The sequence below is a fragment of the Pseudomonas nicosulfuronedens genome (genome assembly GCF_005877905.1).
GTDB lineage: Bacteria > Pseudomonadota > Gammaproteobacteria > Pseudomonadales > Pseudomonadaceae > Pseudomonas > Pseudomonas nicosulfuronedens.
On record NZ_SWDV01000030.1, the window covers coordinates 11,620 to 30,103 of the forward strand.

Here is an 18,484-nt window from a genome sequence, read left to right on the forward strand (position 1 = left end):
GCCATAAACAAAAAAATATTCCGGTCAGAGGAAGTCAACATGGCGATCCAGGCGAAGGTCGTGGCATCTCAAGTGCAGGTGGCCACCGCCACGCAGCAGACGGTACAAGGAAGCATCGTTCTCCAGCAGGCCAGCAACGTGGCCCTGGATGTCACCGCCGACGCGGTCGCCAGCTACCAGCAGGTTGGTGCGGACCTGGTGGTGCAGCTCAAGGATGGCGAGACCATCCGCATCGCCAATTTCTTCGCCGAAGGGCAGCCGCCCAGCCAGCTTTATCTCGTGGACGAGAAGGGCGACCTGGTGGTGACCGAACTGGATGCTGTTGCGGCCGACGGCACGCTGATGCCCACCTACGTCTCCGCGCCCATCGACGCCGGCTTTGAGTCCCTGACCGGTGCCGAGGCCGGCGCTGCGGCAGGTGGCATCGCCGGGCTGGGCACGGCCGGGACCATCCTCGCCGGCGCCGCAGTGATTGCTGGCGGCGCTGCCATTGCCAGCAGCGGCGGTGGGGGCGGGGGCGGCGGCGGTGGCGGCGGCAGCAACCCTCCAGCGCCCCCCGCGCCGGCGACCGATGTCACGGTCAGCCCTGATGGCAGCGTGATCACCGGCCGTGCAACGCCGGGTACGACCGTCGAGGTGGATGTCAACGGTGACGGCCAGCCCGACTACACCGCGCCGGTGGACGGCAACGGCAATTTCCAGATACCGGTCAGCCCGCCATTGAGCAACGGCGAAAATGTCACCGTGGTAGTGCGCGGCCCCAATGGTGGCAGTGCCAGCTCCGGTACCACCGTCACCGCGCCGGATACCACGGCTCCTGGCGCCGCGACCGGTGTCACGGTGTCGGAAGATGGCAGCAAGGTCAGCGGCAGCGCCGAGCCTGGTTCCACCGTGAAGGTCGACACCAACGGCGATGGCATCCCCGATGCGACCGGGGTCGCCGGCTCCGACGGGCATTTCGAAATCACCCTGCCCAGCCCGGTGAACAATGGCCAGGGCGTCACGGTGACGGTCACCGACCCGGCCGGCAACAGCGGACCGGCCACCGTGGTGAGTGCGCCGGATACCACGCCACCGGAGGCCGCCCATAACCTGGCGATCAGCGCCGACGGTCGTGGCCTTGCGGGTATCGCCGAACCGGGTAGCTCATTGTCCATCGATCTCAACAATGACGGCGTCCCCGACCTGACCGTGCAGGTCGGTCCCGATGGGCGTTTCAATCTCAGCCTGGAGTCGCCGCTGTCGGCCGGCCAGGTCATTTCCATCATCGTTCGCGACGCCGCCGGCAACGCCAGCCCGATTGCCACCGTCAGCGCGCCGGGCGGCGGCGTGCCGGCGCCGGTCATCGAGCCGAGCAACGGTCATGTCCTCCAGGGCACGGCGACTGTGGGCAGCCAGGTCTACCTGAGCAATGCCCAGGGCATCCTGATCGGCGTGGCCCTGGTGGGCGGCGACGGCCACTGGAGCTTCACCCCGCTCACGCCGCTGGCCGACGGTACCGTGGTCACTGCCGTAGCACGCGGCCCGCAGGGGGAGAGCGGCCCAGCCAGCGTCACGGTGGATGCGGTGGCTCCGCCCACGCCCTTGATCACGTCGGGCAATGCCGCCGGGCTGGAAGGTACGGCGGAAGCCGGCGCGACCGTGGTGCTCACCACCGGCAACGGCGCCCCGCTGGCGACCGTCGTCGCCGACGGCAACGGCCACTGGAGCTACCAGCCCGGCTCACCATTGCCCAATGGCACCCAGGTCACCGTCGTCGCCAGGGACGCGGCCGGCAACCTCAGCGGCCCGGCGCAGATCACCCTGGATACCCAGCCCCCGGCAGCGCCCACGGTCAACCCGAGCAATGGCGGATTGTTCAGTGGCAGCGCGGAAGCCAACAGCACGGTGCTGCTGACCAATGCCTCCGGCCAGGTGATCGGCCAGGCCCAGGTCGACGGCAGCGGCCACTGGCAGTTCTCCTTCAGCCCCCCGCTGGGCGACGGTGTGCAGGTCTCGGTCAGCGCCAGGGACGCCGCCGGCAACACCGGGCCGGCGGCCAGCGTCACGGTGGATGCCAGCATTCCCTCGGCGCCCACGGTCAACCCCAGCAACGGCTTGAGCATCAGTGGCCTGGCGGATGCCGGGGACCGCGTGGAGATCCGCGACGGCAACGGCAACCTGATCGGCTCCGTCACTGCCGATGGAGGAGGCCACTGGAGCTACACCCCCGGTGCTCAGCTGCCTGACGGCACCCAGTTGCAGGTCGTCGCCGTGGACCCGCTGAGCGGCCACCAGAGCCCGGTGATCGGGCTGGTCGTTGACGGGGTGGCACCCGTTGCGCCCCAGGTGGACACCAGCAATGGCGCCGTCCTCAGCGGTATCTCCGAACCCGGCAGCCTGGTCAGCCTCACCGACCCACAGGGCAACCTCATTGCTCAGGTCCGCGCCGACGGCATCAGCGGTGCGTGGTCCTTCACGCCGGGGGCTTCGTTGCCAGACGGTACGGTGGTGGTGGTCACCGCCACCGACGCCGCCGGCAACTCCAGCCAGCCCACCAGCGTGGTGGTCGACGCCGCCGCGCCTCCGCCGCCGCAGGTCAATGCCAGCAATGGCCTTGTCCTCAGCGGTACGGCCGAACGCGGCGCCACCCTGATCATCCTCGATGCCAACGGCAATCCCATCGGCCAGGTGACCGCCGACGCTGCCACCGGGCAGTGGACCTTCACGCCGCCGTCGGCCCTGCCCAACGGCACGCAGGTTTCCGTGGTCGCCCGTGACGCCGCCGGTAACGTCGGCCAGCCAACCCCCGTGGTCATCGACCGCCAGGTCCCCAATGCCCCGCAGATCGACGCGAGCAACGGCGATGTCCTGCATGGCACCGCCGAGCCGGGCAGCACGGTGACCCTCACCGACGGCAACGGCAATCCCATCGCCCAGGTTTCCGCCGATCCGGTGACCGGGGACTGGTCATACACGCCGGGTACACCCCTGGGCAATGGCACCCAGGTGCTCGCCACCGCGACGGACGCGGCCGGCAACGTCAGCCCGGTGGGGCAGATCACCGTCGACAACCTGGCACCCAATGCCCCCACGGCAGGGCCAAGCAACGGCACGCAGATCGGCGGCACCGCCGAGCCGGGCAGCACCGTCGTCATCATGGACGCCGCCGGCAACCCCTTGGGCGAGGCGGCGGTGGGGCTCAATGGAGCCTGGCTGTTCCGCTTCAACCAGGCGCTGCCCAGTGGCTTCGTGCTGCGCCTGGCGGTGCGTGATGCGGCCGGCAACGTTGGTGCGGAAACCACCACCACGGTGGACAGCGACCTGACCACGCCGCCCACACCGGATGCGAGCAACGGCAGCGTCATCAGCGGCACCGCCGAGGCCGGCCAGCAGGTGATAGTGCGCGATGCCAACGGCAATGAAATCGGCCGCACCACGGCCGACGGGAATGGCCACTGGAGTGTCACGCCGGCGACGCCATTGCCCAACGGTTCGGATTACCAGGTGGTGGCCGTCGACCCGGTCAGTGGCCATGAAAGCGTACCGGTCACGGGCACCGTGGATGCCGTGGCGCCGGTCGCACCGACCATCAACGGCAGCACCGGCGTGACGCTGTCGGGCACGGCGGAACCCGGCTCGACCGTCACGCTCAGCGATGGCAACGGCAATCCCATCGCCGTGGCCACGGCCGATGGCAACGGGCAGTGGACCTTCACACCCGGTACCGCGCTGCCCAACGGCACGCAGGTGAACGTGACGGCCACCGACGCGGCCGGCAATGTCAGCCAGCCGGCGAGCACCACGGTGGATTCCGTGGCGCCGCCGACCCCGCTGGTCGATCCGAGCAATGGCCAGCTCTTCACCGGCACCGCCGAGGCCAACTCCACGGTGATCCTGCGCGATGCCGGCGGCAATGTGATCGGCCAGGCGCTCGCCGACGCGGGTGGCGTCTGGAGCTTCGCCCCGCAACCGGCGCTGCCCAACGGCACCCAGGTGACGGTCATGGCCCGCGATGCGGCGGGCAATGAAAGCGGCACGGCGGGTGTGACCGTGGACGCGCAGCCACCGGCCGCGCCGGTGGTCACTCCCAGCACCGGCAGCGAGCTCAGCGGCACCGCCGAACCCAACGCGCAGGTGGTGGTGATTTCCGCCAATGGCCAGGTGATCGCCGAAGTACCGGTAGGGCCCGACGGCAGCTGGAGCTACACCCCGAGCACGCCGCTGCCCGATGGTGCGACCCTCAGCGTGGTCGCGGTGGACTCCTCCGGCAACCGCAGCGACACCACCACGCTGACCGTCGACGCCACGCCGCCGGCAGACCCGCAGGTGAACCCCGGCAACGGCACGCAGATCAGCGGCACCGCCGAACCGGGCAGCACGGTCACGGTGACCGATGCGAACAACAACCCGGTGGGCCAGACCACCGCCGACGGCCAGGGCAACTGGAGCATCACCCCGGCATCACCGTTGCCCAATGGCAGCAGCGTAACGGTGGTCGCCACCGATGCGGCGGGCAATGCCAGCAACGGCACGGTGGTGACCATCGACAGCAGCGCGCCGACGGACCCGACGGCCACGCCAAGCAATGGCACCGTGCTCAGTGGCACCGGCGAGGAGGGCAGTGTCCTGGTCTTCACTGACGGCGCCGGCAATGTGCTGGGGCAGGTCACCGTCGGTGCGGGCGGCAACTGGACCTTCACCCCGGACCAGCCTCTGGCCGACGGCACCGTGGTGACCATCGTCGCCCGCGATGCTGCAGGCAACGAGAGCGGCCCGGTCCAGGTGACGGTGGACTCCAGCGCGCCCACCACGCCGACCCTCGACCCAAGCAGCGGCAGCGTCCTGGGCGGCACCGGGGAAATCGGCAGTACGGTCATCGTCAGCGTCGCCGGCAGTGAGGTCGCCCGTGTGCAGGTCGGCCAGGACGGCCGCTGGAGCTACACGCCCGGCAGCCCGTTGGGCGACGGCACGGCCGTCTCGGTGCAGGGCACCGACGCGGCCGGCAACACCACGCCTGTCGTCAACGGCAGCGTGGACGGCGTCGCTCCCGGCGCGCCGGATATCCTGCCGAGCAACGGCACCACCTTCAGCGGCACCGCCGAAGCGGGCAGCACCGTCATCCTCAGCGGGCCGGGCGGCGAGATTGGCCGCGCCCTGGTGGATGCCGAGGGCCACTGGACCTACACCGCCACTCCAGCGGTGGGCAACGGCGTGACCGTCAGCGCAGTCGCACAGGATGCCGCCGGCAACATCAGTGGCAGTGACAGTGTGGTGGTGGACTCCGCTGCGCCCGTCGCCCCGAGCATCGACCCGAGCAATGGCACGGTGATCACCGGCACCGCCGAGATCGCCAGCACCATTACGCTGGTCTACGCCAACAACGTGCTGATCGGCCAGGCTACCACCGGCCCGGACGGCAGCTGGACCTTCACCCCGAGTCCGCCCCTGGCCGACGGCACCCGGATCGATGTGATTGCCCAGGATGCTTCCGGCAACGCCAGCGCCGTGGCGAGCATCGTCATCGATGCCGCGCCCCCGGCGGCGCCAACAGTCGCACCGAGCAACGGCAGCGCACTCAGCGGCACGGCAGAGGTGGGCAGCACGGTCATCGTCACCACCGCGGGCGGCCAGGAACTGGGCCGCACCACCGCAGGCCCGGACGGCCAGTGGACGCTAAACCCAAGCCCGCAGCCGGGTGATGGCGACGTGCTGCAAGTCATCGCGCGGGACGCCGCAGGCAACCAGAGCACGCCGGCCAGCGTCACCATCGATGCAGACCCGCCTGCCGCACCGACCCTCAGCGCCAGCAACGGCGAAGTGCTCAGCGGCACGGCGGAGGCGGGCAGCACCGTCTTGCTGAGCGTGGGTGGCACTGCCATCGGCCAGACCACGGCGGATGCCAGTGGGCACTGGACCTTCACACCGGCCAGCCCGATCGCCGACACGACCCTGGTGACTGCCCTGGCCCGCGATGCGGCGGGCAACATCAGCCCGCCAGCGACGGTGACGGTGGACGCCACGCTGCCGAGTGCGCCGATCATCTCTCCCAGCGATGGCAGCGTGATCAGCGGGACCGCGGAGCCCAACGTCATCGTGCGCATTCTCGATGGCAACGGCGTGATGCTGATCGAAGTTGGCGCCGGTAGCGACGGCAAGTGGAGCTGGACGCCGCCCTCGAAGCTCCCCGATGGCACACAAATTTCCGCCGTGGCGGTGGAGGGCGGGCAGGTCAGCGGTGAAACCAGCATCACCATCGATGGCCTTGCGCCCGGCGCTCCCACCGTTGATCCGAGCAATGGCACCGCTCTCAGTGGTACTGCCGAGGCCGGCAGCACCGTGATCCTCAGCGATGGCAACGGCAACCCGGTGGGGCAGGTCACCGCCGACGCCAGCGGGCACTGGAGCTTCTCGCCCGCCGCGCCGCTGGCCAACGGCACGGTGGTCAATGCCGTGGCGCAGGACGCCGCCGGCAACACCAGCCAACCCGCCAGCACCACGGTGGATGCGCTGGCACCGGCCGCACCAACCATCGACGCCAGCAACGGCAACGTCCTCACCGGCAGCGCCGAACCGGGGGCCACGGTCATCCTCATCGACGGCAACGGCAACCCCATCGGCCAGGTGATTGCCAATGCCGGCACCGGGCAGTGGAGTTTCACGCCCAACCCACCGCTGCTCGGCGGTACCACAGTGATCTCCATCGCCCAGGATGCCGCCGGCAACACCAGCGGCCCGGCCAGCACCCAGGTGGACACCACCGCGCCGACCACGCCGACCATCCTGCCCAGCAACGGCACTGTGCTCAGCGGCACCGGCGAGGCCGGTTCGAGCATCGTGCTCACTGACGGTAACGGCAACTCGATCGCCCAGGTCAGCGTCGATGGCAACGGCAAGTGGAGCTTCACGCCGTCGACGATGTTGCCCAATGGCACGACGGTGAATGCCGTGTCGGTGGACGCCGCCGGCAACCAGAGCGCCTCGGTCAGCACCACCGTGGACACCACCGCCCCGGCCGACCCCACCATCAACCTGAGCAACGGCACGCTGCTGACCGGCACCGCCGAAGCGAATGCGCTGGTACTGCTCACCGATGGCAATGGCAACGCCATCGGCCAGGTACGCGCGGGTGCCAACGGCGCCTGGAGCCTGGCGGTGAGCCCGGCGCTGGCCAACGGTACGCAGGTGATTGCCCAGGCCAAGGATGCCGCCGGCAACACCAGCGGCACGGTGAGCACGACCGTGGACTCGGTCGCGCCCGCCGCACCGACCATCGCGGCGAGCAACGGCACCGAGCTGCACGGCACCGCCGAGATCAACGCCACCGTCATCCTCACCGACGGCAACGGCAACCTGATCGGCCAGGCCACGGCCAACGGCAGCGGCAACTGGAGCTTCACACCCGGTACCCCGTTGGCCAATGGCACCGTGGTGAACGCAGTGGCGCAGGATGCCACCGGCAACACCAGCGGCCCGGTCAGCACCACGGTCGACAACCTGGCGCCGCCGACCCCGACCATTGACGCCAGCAACGGCACGCTGCTCGAAGGGACCGCCGAGGCCAACGCCACGGTGATTCTCACCGACGGCAACGGCAATCCCATCGGCCAGGTCAGCGCCAATGGGGCGGGGCAGTGGTCCTTCGCACCCGGCACAGCGCTGCCCGATGGCACCGTGGTCAACGTCGTGGCGCGGGATGCTGCCGGCAATACCAGCGGCTCAGCCAGCACCACGGTGGACGCCGTGGCGCCGGCCGTCCCGACCATTGCCCCGAGCAATGGCGTGCATATCACCGGTACCGCCACGGCCGGCGTTACCGTGGTGCTCACCGATGGCGGCGGCAATCCCATCGGCACCGCCGTCGCCGACAGCGCCGGCAACTGGTCCTTCGATCCGGCCACGCCGCTGGGCAATGGCGTGGTCATCCAGGCCGCCACGCGCGATGCGGTCGGGAATACCAGTGCAGCGGTCAGCACCACCGTCGACAACGTCGCGCCGCCGCCACCGACCATCGAGCCCAGCGATGGCACCGTGCTGAGCGGTACCGCCGAAATCAACGCCACCGTCATCCTGCGCGATGGCAACGGCAACTTCATCGGCACTACCCAGGCCAACGGTAGCGGCGACTGGACATTCAGTCCCAGCCCGGCGCTGGCCAACGGCACCACGGTCACCGCCGTGGCCCAGGACGCCGCCGGCAACAGTAGCGGCCCTGCGTCCACCGTGGTCGACAGCCAGGCGCCCGAGCCACCGGTGGTCGACCCCAGCAATGGCACGCTGCTCAGCGGCAGCGCCGAACTGGGCGTCACCGTGGTGCTCAGCGTGAATGGTGTGGAACTGGCGCGGGTTGCGGTGCAGGCCGATGGGACCTGGTCCTTCCCGGTACCCTCGGCGCTGGCCAACGGCACGGTGGTGGATGTGCTGACGGTGGACGCCACGGGCAACCTGAGTGCCAGCGTCAGCGTCACCATCGACGCCCTGGCGCCAGCGGTACCCACCGTTACGCCCAGCGATGGCTCCGTACTCGCCGGCACCGCGGAAGCCAACGCCACGGTCATCCTGCGCGATGGCTTCGGCAACCTGATCGTCGAAGTGAAGGCCGATGCCAATGGCAACTGGCATTACGTGCCGGGCTCACCGCTGGGCAACGGTCTGGAAGTGGTGATCAGCGCCCGTGACGCGGTAGGCAACGAAGGCCTGGCGACCAGCGTGGTCATCGACTCCAGCCTGCCGGCCGTGCCGGTCATCACACCGAGCAACGGCACAGTGATCAGCGGCACCGCCGAAGCCAACGTCACTATCCTGCTGAGCGTCGACGGTGTGTTCGTCGGCCAAGTGACGGCGCAAGCCAACGGCAGCTGGAGCTTCACGCCTGCAGCGCCGCTCGCCGATGGCGCGGTGATCAGCGCCGTGGCGCGCGACGCCAGCAGCAACCTCAGCGGCGCCGCGACCCTGGTGGTCGATGCGCTGGCACCGAACGTACCGGTGGTCTCGCCGAGCAATGGCGGACAGATTGCCGGCACGGCCGAGGCGGGCGCCACGGTGGTGCTCAGCGTCGGGGGCGTGCCTATCGCCCAGGTGGTGGTCGATGGCACCGGCCACTGGGCCTACACGCCCGGTGTGCCCCTGGCCAATGGCGTGCAGGTCAGCGTGGTGGCTCGGGATGCGACGGGCAACACCAGCGGCGCGGTTAGCGTCACAGTGGACAGCATCGCGCCCAACACACCGACCATTGCCGCCAGCAACGGCATCACCTTCACCGGAACCGCCGAAGCCAACTCCACGATCATCATCACGGGAGCCAATGGCGCGTTGCTCGGCCAGGTAACGGCCAATGCCAGCGGCCTCTGGAGCTTCACACCGGGAGTACCGGTGGGCAATGGCGTGGTGGTGAGCGTGGTGGCGAAGGATGCCGCCGGCAACGTCAGCGTCGTCGCCGCCAGCACCACGGTGGATGCACTGCCGCCGGCCACCCCGGTGATCAATCCCAGCAGTGGCGTGCTGCTCGCCGGTACGGCCGAGGCGGGCACCACGGTGGTGCTCAGCGTGGGCGGCAACATCATCGGCCAGGTCACCGCCAACGCTCAGGGGCAATGGAGCTTCGCCCCTGGCGTGGCGCTGGCCAACAACACCCAGGTCAGCGTGGTGGCCAAGGATGCGGTGGGCAATATCAGCGTCGCCGCCAGTGTCACGGTGGATGCCGTGGCGCCCACCGCTCCGGTAGTCGCCCCGAGCAACGGCAGTGTACTCAGCGGCACGGCGGAGATCGGTTCGACGGTAATCCTCAAGGTCGGCGGCGCCATCATCGCGCAGGTCACCGCCGATGCCACCGGGAACTGGAGCTTCACGCCCGGCAGCCCGCTGGCGAACAACACTCAGGTCAGCGTGACGGCCAAGGACGCTGCCGGCAACACCAGTGTGGCAACCACCATCGGCATCGACAGCGTGGCGCCGGTCGCGCCCAGCGGCTTGAGCGTGACCGCCAATGGCACAGTGCTCACCGGCATCGCCGAAGCGAACAGCACGGTGAAGGTCATCATCAACGGCGACACGGCCAACCCGATCACTGTCCAGGCCAACGCCAGCGGCAACTTCACCGTCAACCTCAGCCCGGCCCTGACCGCAGGGCAGTTGCTGACGGTGAACGCCGTGGATGCCGCCGGCAATGCCGGCGCGGCGATCCAGATCCAGGCGCCGGACCTGACGCGCCCGGTGCTGACCATCGCCGAGGCCGCCGACGGCTACATCAACAAGGCCGAGCTGAGCGACGGCATCCAGGTGCGTGTCGGCCTGACCGCTGGTGCCCGCGCCGGGCAGACCCTGACCCTGCGCTACAGCGGGCCGGGCGGCTACAGCTACACCCAGGCCCACGTGCTCACTGCCGCGGAGATTCTGGCGGGAGTGGCCCTGGTAACCGTGCTGCCTGCCGCCGGAGTGGGTGTGATCCCGCAGGGCGCGGCGACCCTCACCGCCGACGTCAATGGCGGGCTGACGGCGACGCCGGCCAGCTTCGTCCTCGACACCCTTGCGCCGGCCACACCGGTACTGACCCTGGCGAGCAACCTGCTGGGTATCAGTGGTGAGGCCAACAGCACGCTGGTGGTGGACGTGAACGTCAGTGGGCTGACCTCGCACACCGAACTGACTGCCAGTAACGCGGGCCTCGCCCAGGTGGACCTGTTCAGCGGCCTGGGCCTGAGCCTGACCTGGGACCAGTTGCTGGACGCCAGTGTGTCGGTGGGATCGCGGGATGCCGCCGGCAACCTCGGCAACCTGGCGAGCATCAACCTGGAGAATGTGCTCACGCAGAACACTGTGACCATCGGCGGGCTCGGCCTGGCCGTCGGGTTGCTGCCGCCGGCACTGGGCATCAGCGGCACGGCGATCGCCGGGGGCAGCCTCGCGGTGCAGGTGATCACGCCGGCGGCCAACGTCACGCTGCACCCGGTTGTCGATGCCACCGGGCACTTCACCATCAACCTGCTGGCGGCGGACCTGCTGGGGCAGCTCGGCCTGTCCGTCACGCAGATCCTCAACCTGGGCAGCCAGCTCAGCCTGCAATTGATCGCCTATGACGCCAGCGGTCACCAGAGCGCGACCTACGGCATCTCGCTCACCGGCTCGGGGCTGAGCCTGGCCATCGGCGAGATCAGTGTCACCGGGACAGCGGGTGCCGATGTGTTCGTCGGGCAGAGCGGTGCCGAGCATTTCTACGGCAATGCCGGGGCGGACCTGTTCCTCCATGTCGGTACCGGCGACATCGTCCAGGCCGGCGATGGCAACGACACCGTCCAGCTGCAGGCCACCAACTTCAAGTCCATCGACGGCGGTACCGGCTTCGACACCGTGATGCTCGACCACGGCATCACCCTCAACTACGGCGCGGCCGGCACCGGCACCTGGACCAACATCGAGCGGGTGGACATGGGCAAGGGCGATACCGGCGGCAGCCTGACGCTCACCGCCGCCCAGGTGGACGCGGTCACCGATGCCAACAATGTCCTGCAGGTCACCGGTGACAGCAATGACACCCTCACGGTGAGAGGTGCCGTGGATACCGGAGTCAACCAGGTCCACAGCGGCGTCAGCTACGACGTCTATACCTTCGGCAACACCACGCTGCTGGTGGAGGAGAACACCGTCCACGTCGTCGTGTCCTGAGCCGTCGTTTCCGGGAGAAGGAAAGTCCTGCATGACATTACGCAACGCCTGGTTGTATGGCCTGCTGCTCACGAGCGCGGCAGGCCAGGGGCAGACACTGGACGAGGCCGTGCGCGCCGGCCTCGCGATCCATCCCGAAGTCCGCGCCGCGCTGGCGGAAGCGCAACGCGGCAAGACCGATGTGGAAATCAGCAAAGGAGGGTATTACCCGCAGGTGAGCATGTCCGGCGGGCCCAATGAATTCGATTTCGGTGAAGTCGTCTATGACCTCACCGCATCGCAGATGCTTTACGACTGGGGCCGGATGAAAAGCAAGGTCGACAGCGCCAAGGCCACTCATCGCCAGCTCGACGAGACGGCCCTGGTGAAGCGCGAGGATGCGGCGCTGGAGATCGTCGAGACCTATCTCGACGTACTCGCCGCCCAGGCGCGGATCGAGACGGTTCGCGAGCACATCCAGCGCCTGGGCGACATCCGCGAGATGACCCAGGCGCGCGGCGGTGATGGCTATTCCGACCGCAGCGAGCTGGACCGCGCCAACCTCGAACTGTCCCGCGCGCAGGAGCAGTTGGCTCTGGAGAAGGGGGCCCTGCAGGATGCCCGCAACCAGTATGAGGTACTGGTCGGCAAGCCGCCGGCCGACCTCGCCGAACCGGAACCGTTGTCCATGCAACGCTATCTGGTGGGGACTGACATGAATCGTCTGATCGTCGACAGTCCGCTGTACCGCAAGGCCTCCGAGGACGCCGACGTGGCCGAGGCCCAACTGCGCGAGAGCAAGGCATCGCTCCTGCCGCAGGTAAACCTGGAGGCATCCTCGCTGCGCCGGGAGATCGGCGGGCACCTGGAGAACGACTCGGTCGTGTCGCTGCGCCTGCGCATGGATACCTTCGAGGGCCTGTCCAACTTCCGTCGGCCCACCGCTGCCCAGCAGCATCTGGAGGCCACCCGCTGGACCCGCGACGCCATGCAGCGCGATATCAAGCGCAAGCTGCAGACGCTGTTCGACACCGACGACACCCTGCGCTGGCGCGAGGATTCGCTGGTGCAGCAAGTGCGCGAATCGGATCAGGTCAGCGGTGTCTACCGCGACCAGTTCGAAGTTGGCCGGCGTGACGTGATCGACCTGCTCAACGTGCAGCGCGAGCGTTTCGAGGCCGAACGCCAGCTGGCCAACCTGCGCTTCGAGCGCAAGCGCGTGGAATACCGTGCCGCCGCGCAGATCGGCCTGCTCGGGCCATTGCTGGAACATCACCTGTCTGCGGGAGCCTCCTGATGAGCGCCGAGAATGTGGTACTGCTGGCGGAGTACGAGGTCGAGGCCGACCCGCTGCGCCAGGGGCTTTCCCTGCTCTGTCGGCAACTGGGTCGGCCGCTGGGCGTGGCCGAGCTGGGAGAGGGCATGCCGTTGCACCAGGGCCGCCTGCCGCTGCGCTTCGTACCCCGAGCCTTGCGCCGCGCAGACATCGTCGCGCGGGTCGAGCGCCTGGCCCTGGCGAAGATGGACAACTACCTGCTGCCAGCGCTGTTGCTGCTTGAGGACGGCGGTACGCTGGTGCTCTGCGAGCAGGATGAGCAGACGGCCAGCGTGTTGGTGCCGCACAGCGACGGCGGCGCCGAACGGATTGCGCTGGCGGAGCTGGCGCAGCGCTACAGCGGCGTGGCGATCTTCGCCAAGTGCCGTTACCGCGCGGACGGGCGCGTCGGAGACTTCGCCCGGCGTGAGCCGGACCACTGGTTCTTCGGCCCGCTGAAGCGGCTCTGGCGCTCCTATTTCGAAGTCGCCATGGCGGCGATGATGGCGAACCTGCTGGCGATTGCTTCAGCCCTGTTCGCCATGCAGGTATATGACCGTGTCGTGCCCAACGCGGCCATGGACACCCTGTGGATCCTCGCCACCGGCGTGGGCCTGGCCATCGTGCTGGAGGGGGTGATCCGTGCCCTGCGCGGGCACCTGCTGACGACCATGGGCAAGCGCATCGACCTGCAACTGTCGACGCTGCTGTTCGAGCGCGTGCTCAATACCCGGCTGGCCGCCAAACCCGGCTCGGTGGGCGCGTTCAGTACGCAGGTGCGCGAGTTCGAGGGCGTGCGCGAGTTCTTTACCGCATCCAGTGCGGCAATGATCAGCGACCTGCCGTTCGTGTTCCTGTTCCTGCTGATCATCGCGCTGATCGGCGGGTACCTGGTCTGGGTGCCGGCAGTGGCGGCGCTGCTGATGCTGCTGCCCGGCCTGTTCTGCCAGGGACTGCTGGCGCGGCTGTCGCGGGAGAACCTGCGCGAGGGCGCGGTGAAGAACGGCATCCTGCTGGAATCCATCGAGAACCTCGAATCGGTCAAGGCCACCCGCGCCGAAGGCCGTTGCCTGCACCTCTGGGAAAACCTCACCGCGCAGCTGGCCGGCAACGCCATGCGCACCCACACCCTGACCACCGCGCTGTCCTACGGTGCGAGCATCGTCCAGCAACTGTGCTACGTCGGCGTGGTGGTGTTCGGCGTTTACCGCATCAGCGCGGGTGAGCTGAGCGTCGGTGCGCTGGTGGCCTGCTCGATCCTCGCGTCCCGCGCGGTGGCGCCGTTGTCTCAGGCCGCCGGCATTCTCGGCCGCTGGCAGCACACCCGGGTGGCCATGGAAGGGCTCGACCAGTTGATGCAGGCGCCCAGCGAGCGCCCGCAGGACAAGCGCTTCGTGCGCAAGGAACGCCTTGCCGGGCATTACCGCCTGGAGGCCCTGAAGCTGGCCCATGGCGAGAACCCGCCGGCGGTGGATGTCTCCGCGCTGGAGATCCGCCCCGGCGAGCGCATCGCGCTGCTGGGCGGCAATGGTGCCGGCAAGTCGACCCTGCTGCGCCTGCTGGCCGGTCTGTACGACGCACAATCGGGTCGCCTGCTGCTGGACGATGTGGCGATTGCGCAGATCGACCCATCCGACCGTCGCCGCCACATCGGCTACCTGCCGCAGGATGTGGCGTTGTTCTATGGAACCCTGCGCGACAACCTCAACCTGGAAGGCGCGGCGATCAGCGACGAGGAGATGTTCGAGGCGCTGGACGGTGTCGGCCTGGGCGATTTCATCCGTTCCCACCCGCTGGGGCTGGACCTTCCGCTGCTGGGCAACGGCAGCCTCTCGGGCGGCCAGCGCCAGGCCGTGGGGCTGGCCCGGGTGCTGCTGCAGGACCCGTCCGTGGTGCTGCTCGACGAACCCACCGCGACCTTCGACCAGAGCACCGAACTGCACGTCATCGGCTACCTGCAGCGCTGGCTGGAAGGCCGCACGCTGGTGATGACCACGCACAAGAAGACCATGCTCGCCGTGGCCACCCGTGCCGTGGTGCTCAGCCAGGGCAAGGTGGTGATGGACGGCACCCTGGACCAGATCGTCAAGGACCGCACGGTCCATATTCCCGGACAGGAAGGAGCCGTCCATGGCCAGTGAATCCCGCGCTGCCGAACGCCTGCGCCGAGAGTTGCAGGACCCGCTGCTGGCTGCCAGTCATCCGGTGTCGCGACCACTGCTCTGGGCGCTGCTGTTGAGCCTGGTCGCCGCCATCGCCTGGGCGGCCTGGGCCGAGCTGGACGAAGTGACCCGTGGCGACGGCCGGGTCGTGCCGTTCAGCCGCATGCAGAAGATCCAGAGCCTGGAGGGCGGCATTCTTGACCGCCTGCTGGTGCAGGAGGGTGAGCTGGTGCAGGTGGGCCAGCCGCTGGTGCGCCTGGATCGCACGCATTTCGAGACCTCCTGGCAGGAAGCCGCCAACCAGGCCGAAGTGCTCGGCGCCGCGATTGCCCGGCTGGATGCCGAGGTGATGGGCCAGGACCACATCGTCTTCCCTGAAGGCATGTCCGCGGACGGCCCGGTGGCGCGCTCCGAGCGCGAGCTGTTCAAGTCGCGGCGCGACAAGCTGGAGGAGAACACCCGTTCGCTGCAGCAGCAGATTCGCCTGGCGCAGAGCCAGCTGGCGCTGGTCAAGCCGCTGGTGGAGCGCCGCGCGGTGAGCCAGATGGAGGCGCTCAAGCTCAGTCAGGACATCGCCACCCTGAGCGGCAAGCTCACCGAGCTGAAGAACAGCTATTTCCAGGATGCCTACACCGAGCGCCAGGAGAAGAAGGCCCAGCTGGCGCAGATCGAGCCCATCGTCCAGCAGCGCAAGGACCAGCTGCGCCGCACGGAGATTCTCTCGCCGGTGCGCGGGCGGGTGAACACCGTGCTGATCAGCACCCGTGGCGGCGTGGTGCAGCCGGGCGAGCCGATCATGGAAGTGATCCCGGTGGAGGAACGCCTGCTCGTGGAGGCCAAGGTCAAGCCGCGCGACGTGGCCTTCCTGGTGCCGGGCATGCCGGCCAAGGTGAAGATCACTGCCTACGACTACAGCATCTACGGCGATTTGAAGGGCACCCTGGAACAGATCAGCGCCGACACGATCGAAGAAGATACGGTGCACGGCAAGGAGTACTACTACCAGGTGCTGATCAAGACCGACGGCAGCCAGTTGACGCGTAACGGCGAGGTGCTGCCGATCATCCCCGGCATGGTCGCCGAAGTGGACATCCTCAGCGGCAAGCGCAGCGTGCTGAACTACCTGTTGCGGCCGTTGCTCAAGGCGCGGTTGATGTAGCGAGGTACCCCGCACGAACGGTCATCCGGGGATGGCCCGGCGGGCCATGAGGTGAACACGGAAACACCCGGCGTACGCCTCCTTTCCCGGACGGGAAAGGGCCGGGGACCTGGGGAGGGAAGGGCGTGGCACTGTAGGGGCGAGCCGACCTGCCATGGATGTCCGGGCGGGGCATGCGGTCGGCTCGCTCCTACGGCGGCCAGTCGATCCTCGCATCCACCACTACGGTTCTTCCTGTAGGAGCGAGCTTGCTCGCGAACCTCCCAGCGCCGGAACTACCGGGAAAATCGTTCGCGAGCAAGCTCGCTCCTACATAAAGAAGCTGGGAGCGTGGGGCAGGGCAGTCATCACACAACCTGGCGGGCCATGGCCCCCGTGGCGCCTGATGTTGTACGATGACTGCCTCTCTTCTTATCCAGCGACTCCCATGCCCACCAGCCCGCTTCCCCGCAAACGTTCCCGCAGCCTCGCCCACGACGTGGTCGCCGAGCTTTCCGCGCGTATCCGCGACGGCCGCATCAAGCCGGGGGAGAAGCTGCCCACCGAGTCGGCGATCATGGCCGAGCAGGGCGTCAGCCGCACCGTGGTGCGCGAGGCGATCTCCCGATTGCAGGCTGCAGGGCTGGTGGAGACGCGCCACGGTATCGGCACCTTCGTGCTGGACACGCCCAAGGACGGCCCGTTCCGCATCGACCCGGCGACCATCGTGACCCTGCGCGATGTGCTCGCCGTGCTGGAACTGCGCATCAGCCTGGAGGTGGAGTCCGCCGGGCTCGCCGCCCAGCGCCGCACGCCGGAGCAGTTGCAGGGCCTGCGCGAAGCCCTGGACGCCCTGGAAGAGAGCCAGGCCCACGGCCGCGACGCAGTGGCCTCGGACTTTCAGTTCCACCTGCGCATCGCCGAGGCCACCGGCAACTCCTATTTCACCGACATCATGAGCCACCTGGGGGCGAGCATCATCCCGCGTACCCGGCTCAACTCCGCGCGCCTGGCCCATGACGACCAGGGCCAGTATCTGGCGCGGGTCAACCGCGAGCACGAAGACATCTTCGAGGCCATCGCCCGCCACGACAGCGACGCCGCCCGCGCCGCCATGCGCCTGCACCTCACCAATTCCCGCGAACGCCTGCGCCGCGCCCACGAATCGGCCGAAGAAAAACTCGGCTGACGAGCGGGCGGAAGAAAAGGTTGTCTGATGACTTGCCGTCTTTTATTTGTAGTTGTACGATGACTGACAACAAGACGCCATAAGCCGATTGTCGTTCCACCTCTTCCTATAAAAATTCGCTTTGCAGGGTGATCGCCAATGAATCCACAAGAACTGAAGTCCACCCTTTCGTCCGGTCTGCTGTCGTTCCCCGTGACGGACTTCGATACCCAGGGCAACTTCCGCGCGGACACCTACGCCCGCCGCCTGGAGTGGCTGGCCCCGTACGGCGCCAGTGCACTCTTCGCGGCCGGCGGCACCGGCGAGTTCTTCTCGCTGGAACCCAACGAGTTCTCCTCGATCATCAAGACCGCGGTGGACACCTGCCGTGGTCAGGTGCCGATCCTCGCTGGCGCTGGCGGCCCGACCCGCCAGGCCATCGCCTACGCCCAGGAAGCCGAACGGCAGGGCGCCGCCGGTATCCTGCTGCTGCCGCACTACCTGACCGAAGCCAGCCAGGAAGGCCTGGTGGCCCACGTCGAGCAGGTCTGCCGCTCGGTGGACTTCGGCGTGGTGGTATACAACCGCAACGTCTGCCGCCTGAACGCCGACAGCCTGGAAAAACTGGCGGATCGCTGCCCGAACCTGATCGGCTTCAAGGACGGCATCGGCGAGATCGAGCCGATGGTCGCCATCCGCCGCCGCCTGGGCGAGCGCCTGACCTACCTGGGCGGCCTGCCGACCGCCGAAGTGTACGCGGCGGCCTACAAGGCCCTGGGCGTGCCGGTGTATTCCTCCGCCGTCTTCAACTTCATCCCGAAGACTGCCATCGAGTTCTACAACGCCATCGCCGCTGACGACCACGCCACGGTCAACCGCCTGATCGACGATTTCTTCCTGCCTTACCTGGCCATCCGCAACCGTTGCGAAGGCTACGGCGTGAGCATCATCAAGGCCGGCGCCAAGCTGGTCGGCCATGACGCGGGTCCGGTGCGCGCACCGCTGACCGATCTCACCGGCGAAGAAGTCGAGATGCTCGACGCGCTGATCAAGAAACTCGGCCCGCAGTAAGCCGGAGGTCC

At 68.3% G+C, this 18,484-nt stretch carries 6 protein-coding genes; all 6 read left to right on the forward strand.

Translation table 11 applies throughout. The annotated features are described in order from the left end of the window. Positions 1-39: 39 nt before the first annotated feature. The 6 genes from FAS41_RS21275 (at position 40) to kdgD (ending at position 18,473) form a co-directional block, all read left to right on the forward strand. On the forward strand, positions 40-11,640 hold the full coding sequence (locus tag FAS41_RS21275) for an Ig-like domain-containing protein (protein WP_138525415.1): 11,601 nt from the start codon (positions 40-42) through the stop codon (positions 11,638-11,640). A 31-nt stretch (positions 11,641-11,671) separates the two neighbouring features. Further along, a complete protein-coding gene (locus tag FAS41_RS21280) occupies positions 11,672-12,916 on the forward strand; it encodes a TolC family protein (protein WP_138525416.1) in 1,245 nt (414 codons plus the stop codon). After that, positions 12,916-15,075, forward strand: a complete 2,160-nt coding sequence (locus FAS41_RS21285) for a type I secretion system permease/ATPase (RefSeq protein WP_138525417.1) — start codon at positions 12,916-12,918, stop codon at positions 15,073-15,075. The genes FAS41_RS21280 and FAS41_RS21285 overlap by 1 nt, the downstream gene beginning before the upstream one ends. After that, the gene (locus FAS41_RS21290) at positions 15,065-16,255 is read left to right on the forward strand and encodes a beta-barrel domain-containing protein (RefSeq protein WP_138525418.1); all 1,191 of its coding nucleotides are present in this window, start codon (positions 15,065-15,067) and stop codon (positions 16,253-16,255) included. The genes FAS41_RS21285 and FAS41_RS21290 overlap by 11 nt, the downstream gene beginning before the upstream one ends. Positions 16,256-16,682: 427 nt before the next feature. Continuing rightward, entirely contained in the window at positions 16,683-17,423 is a 741-nt protein-coding gene (locus FAS41_RS21295; RefSeq protein WP_138525419.1) for a FadR/GntR family transcriptional regulator, read from the forward strand. A 138-nt stretch (positions 17,424-17,561) separates the two neighbouring features. Next, a complete protein-coding gene (gene kdgD / locus FAS41_RS21300) occupies positions 17,562-18,473 on the forward strand; it encodes a 5-dehydro-4-deoxyglucarate dehydratase (RefSeq protein WP_138525420.1) in 912 nt (303 codons plus the stop codon). Positions 18,474-18,484 lie beyond the last annotated feature (11 nt).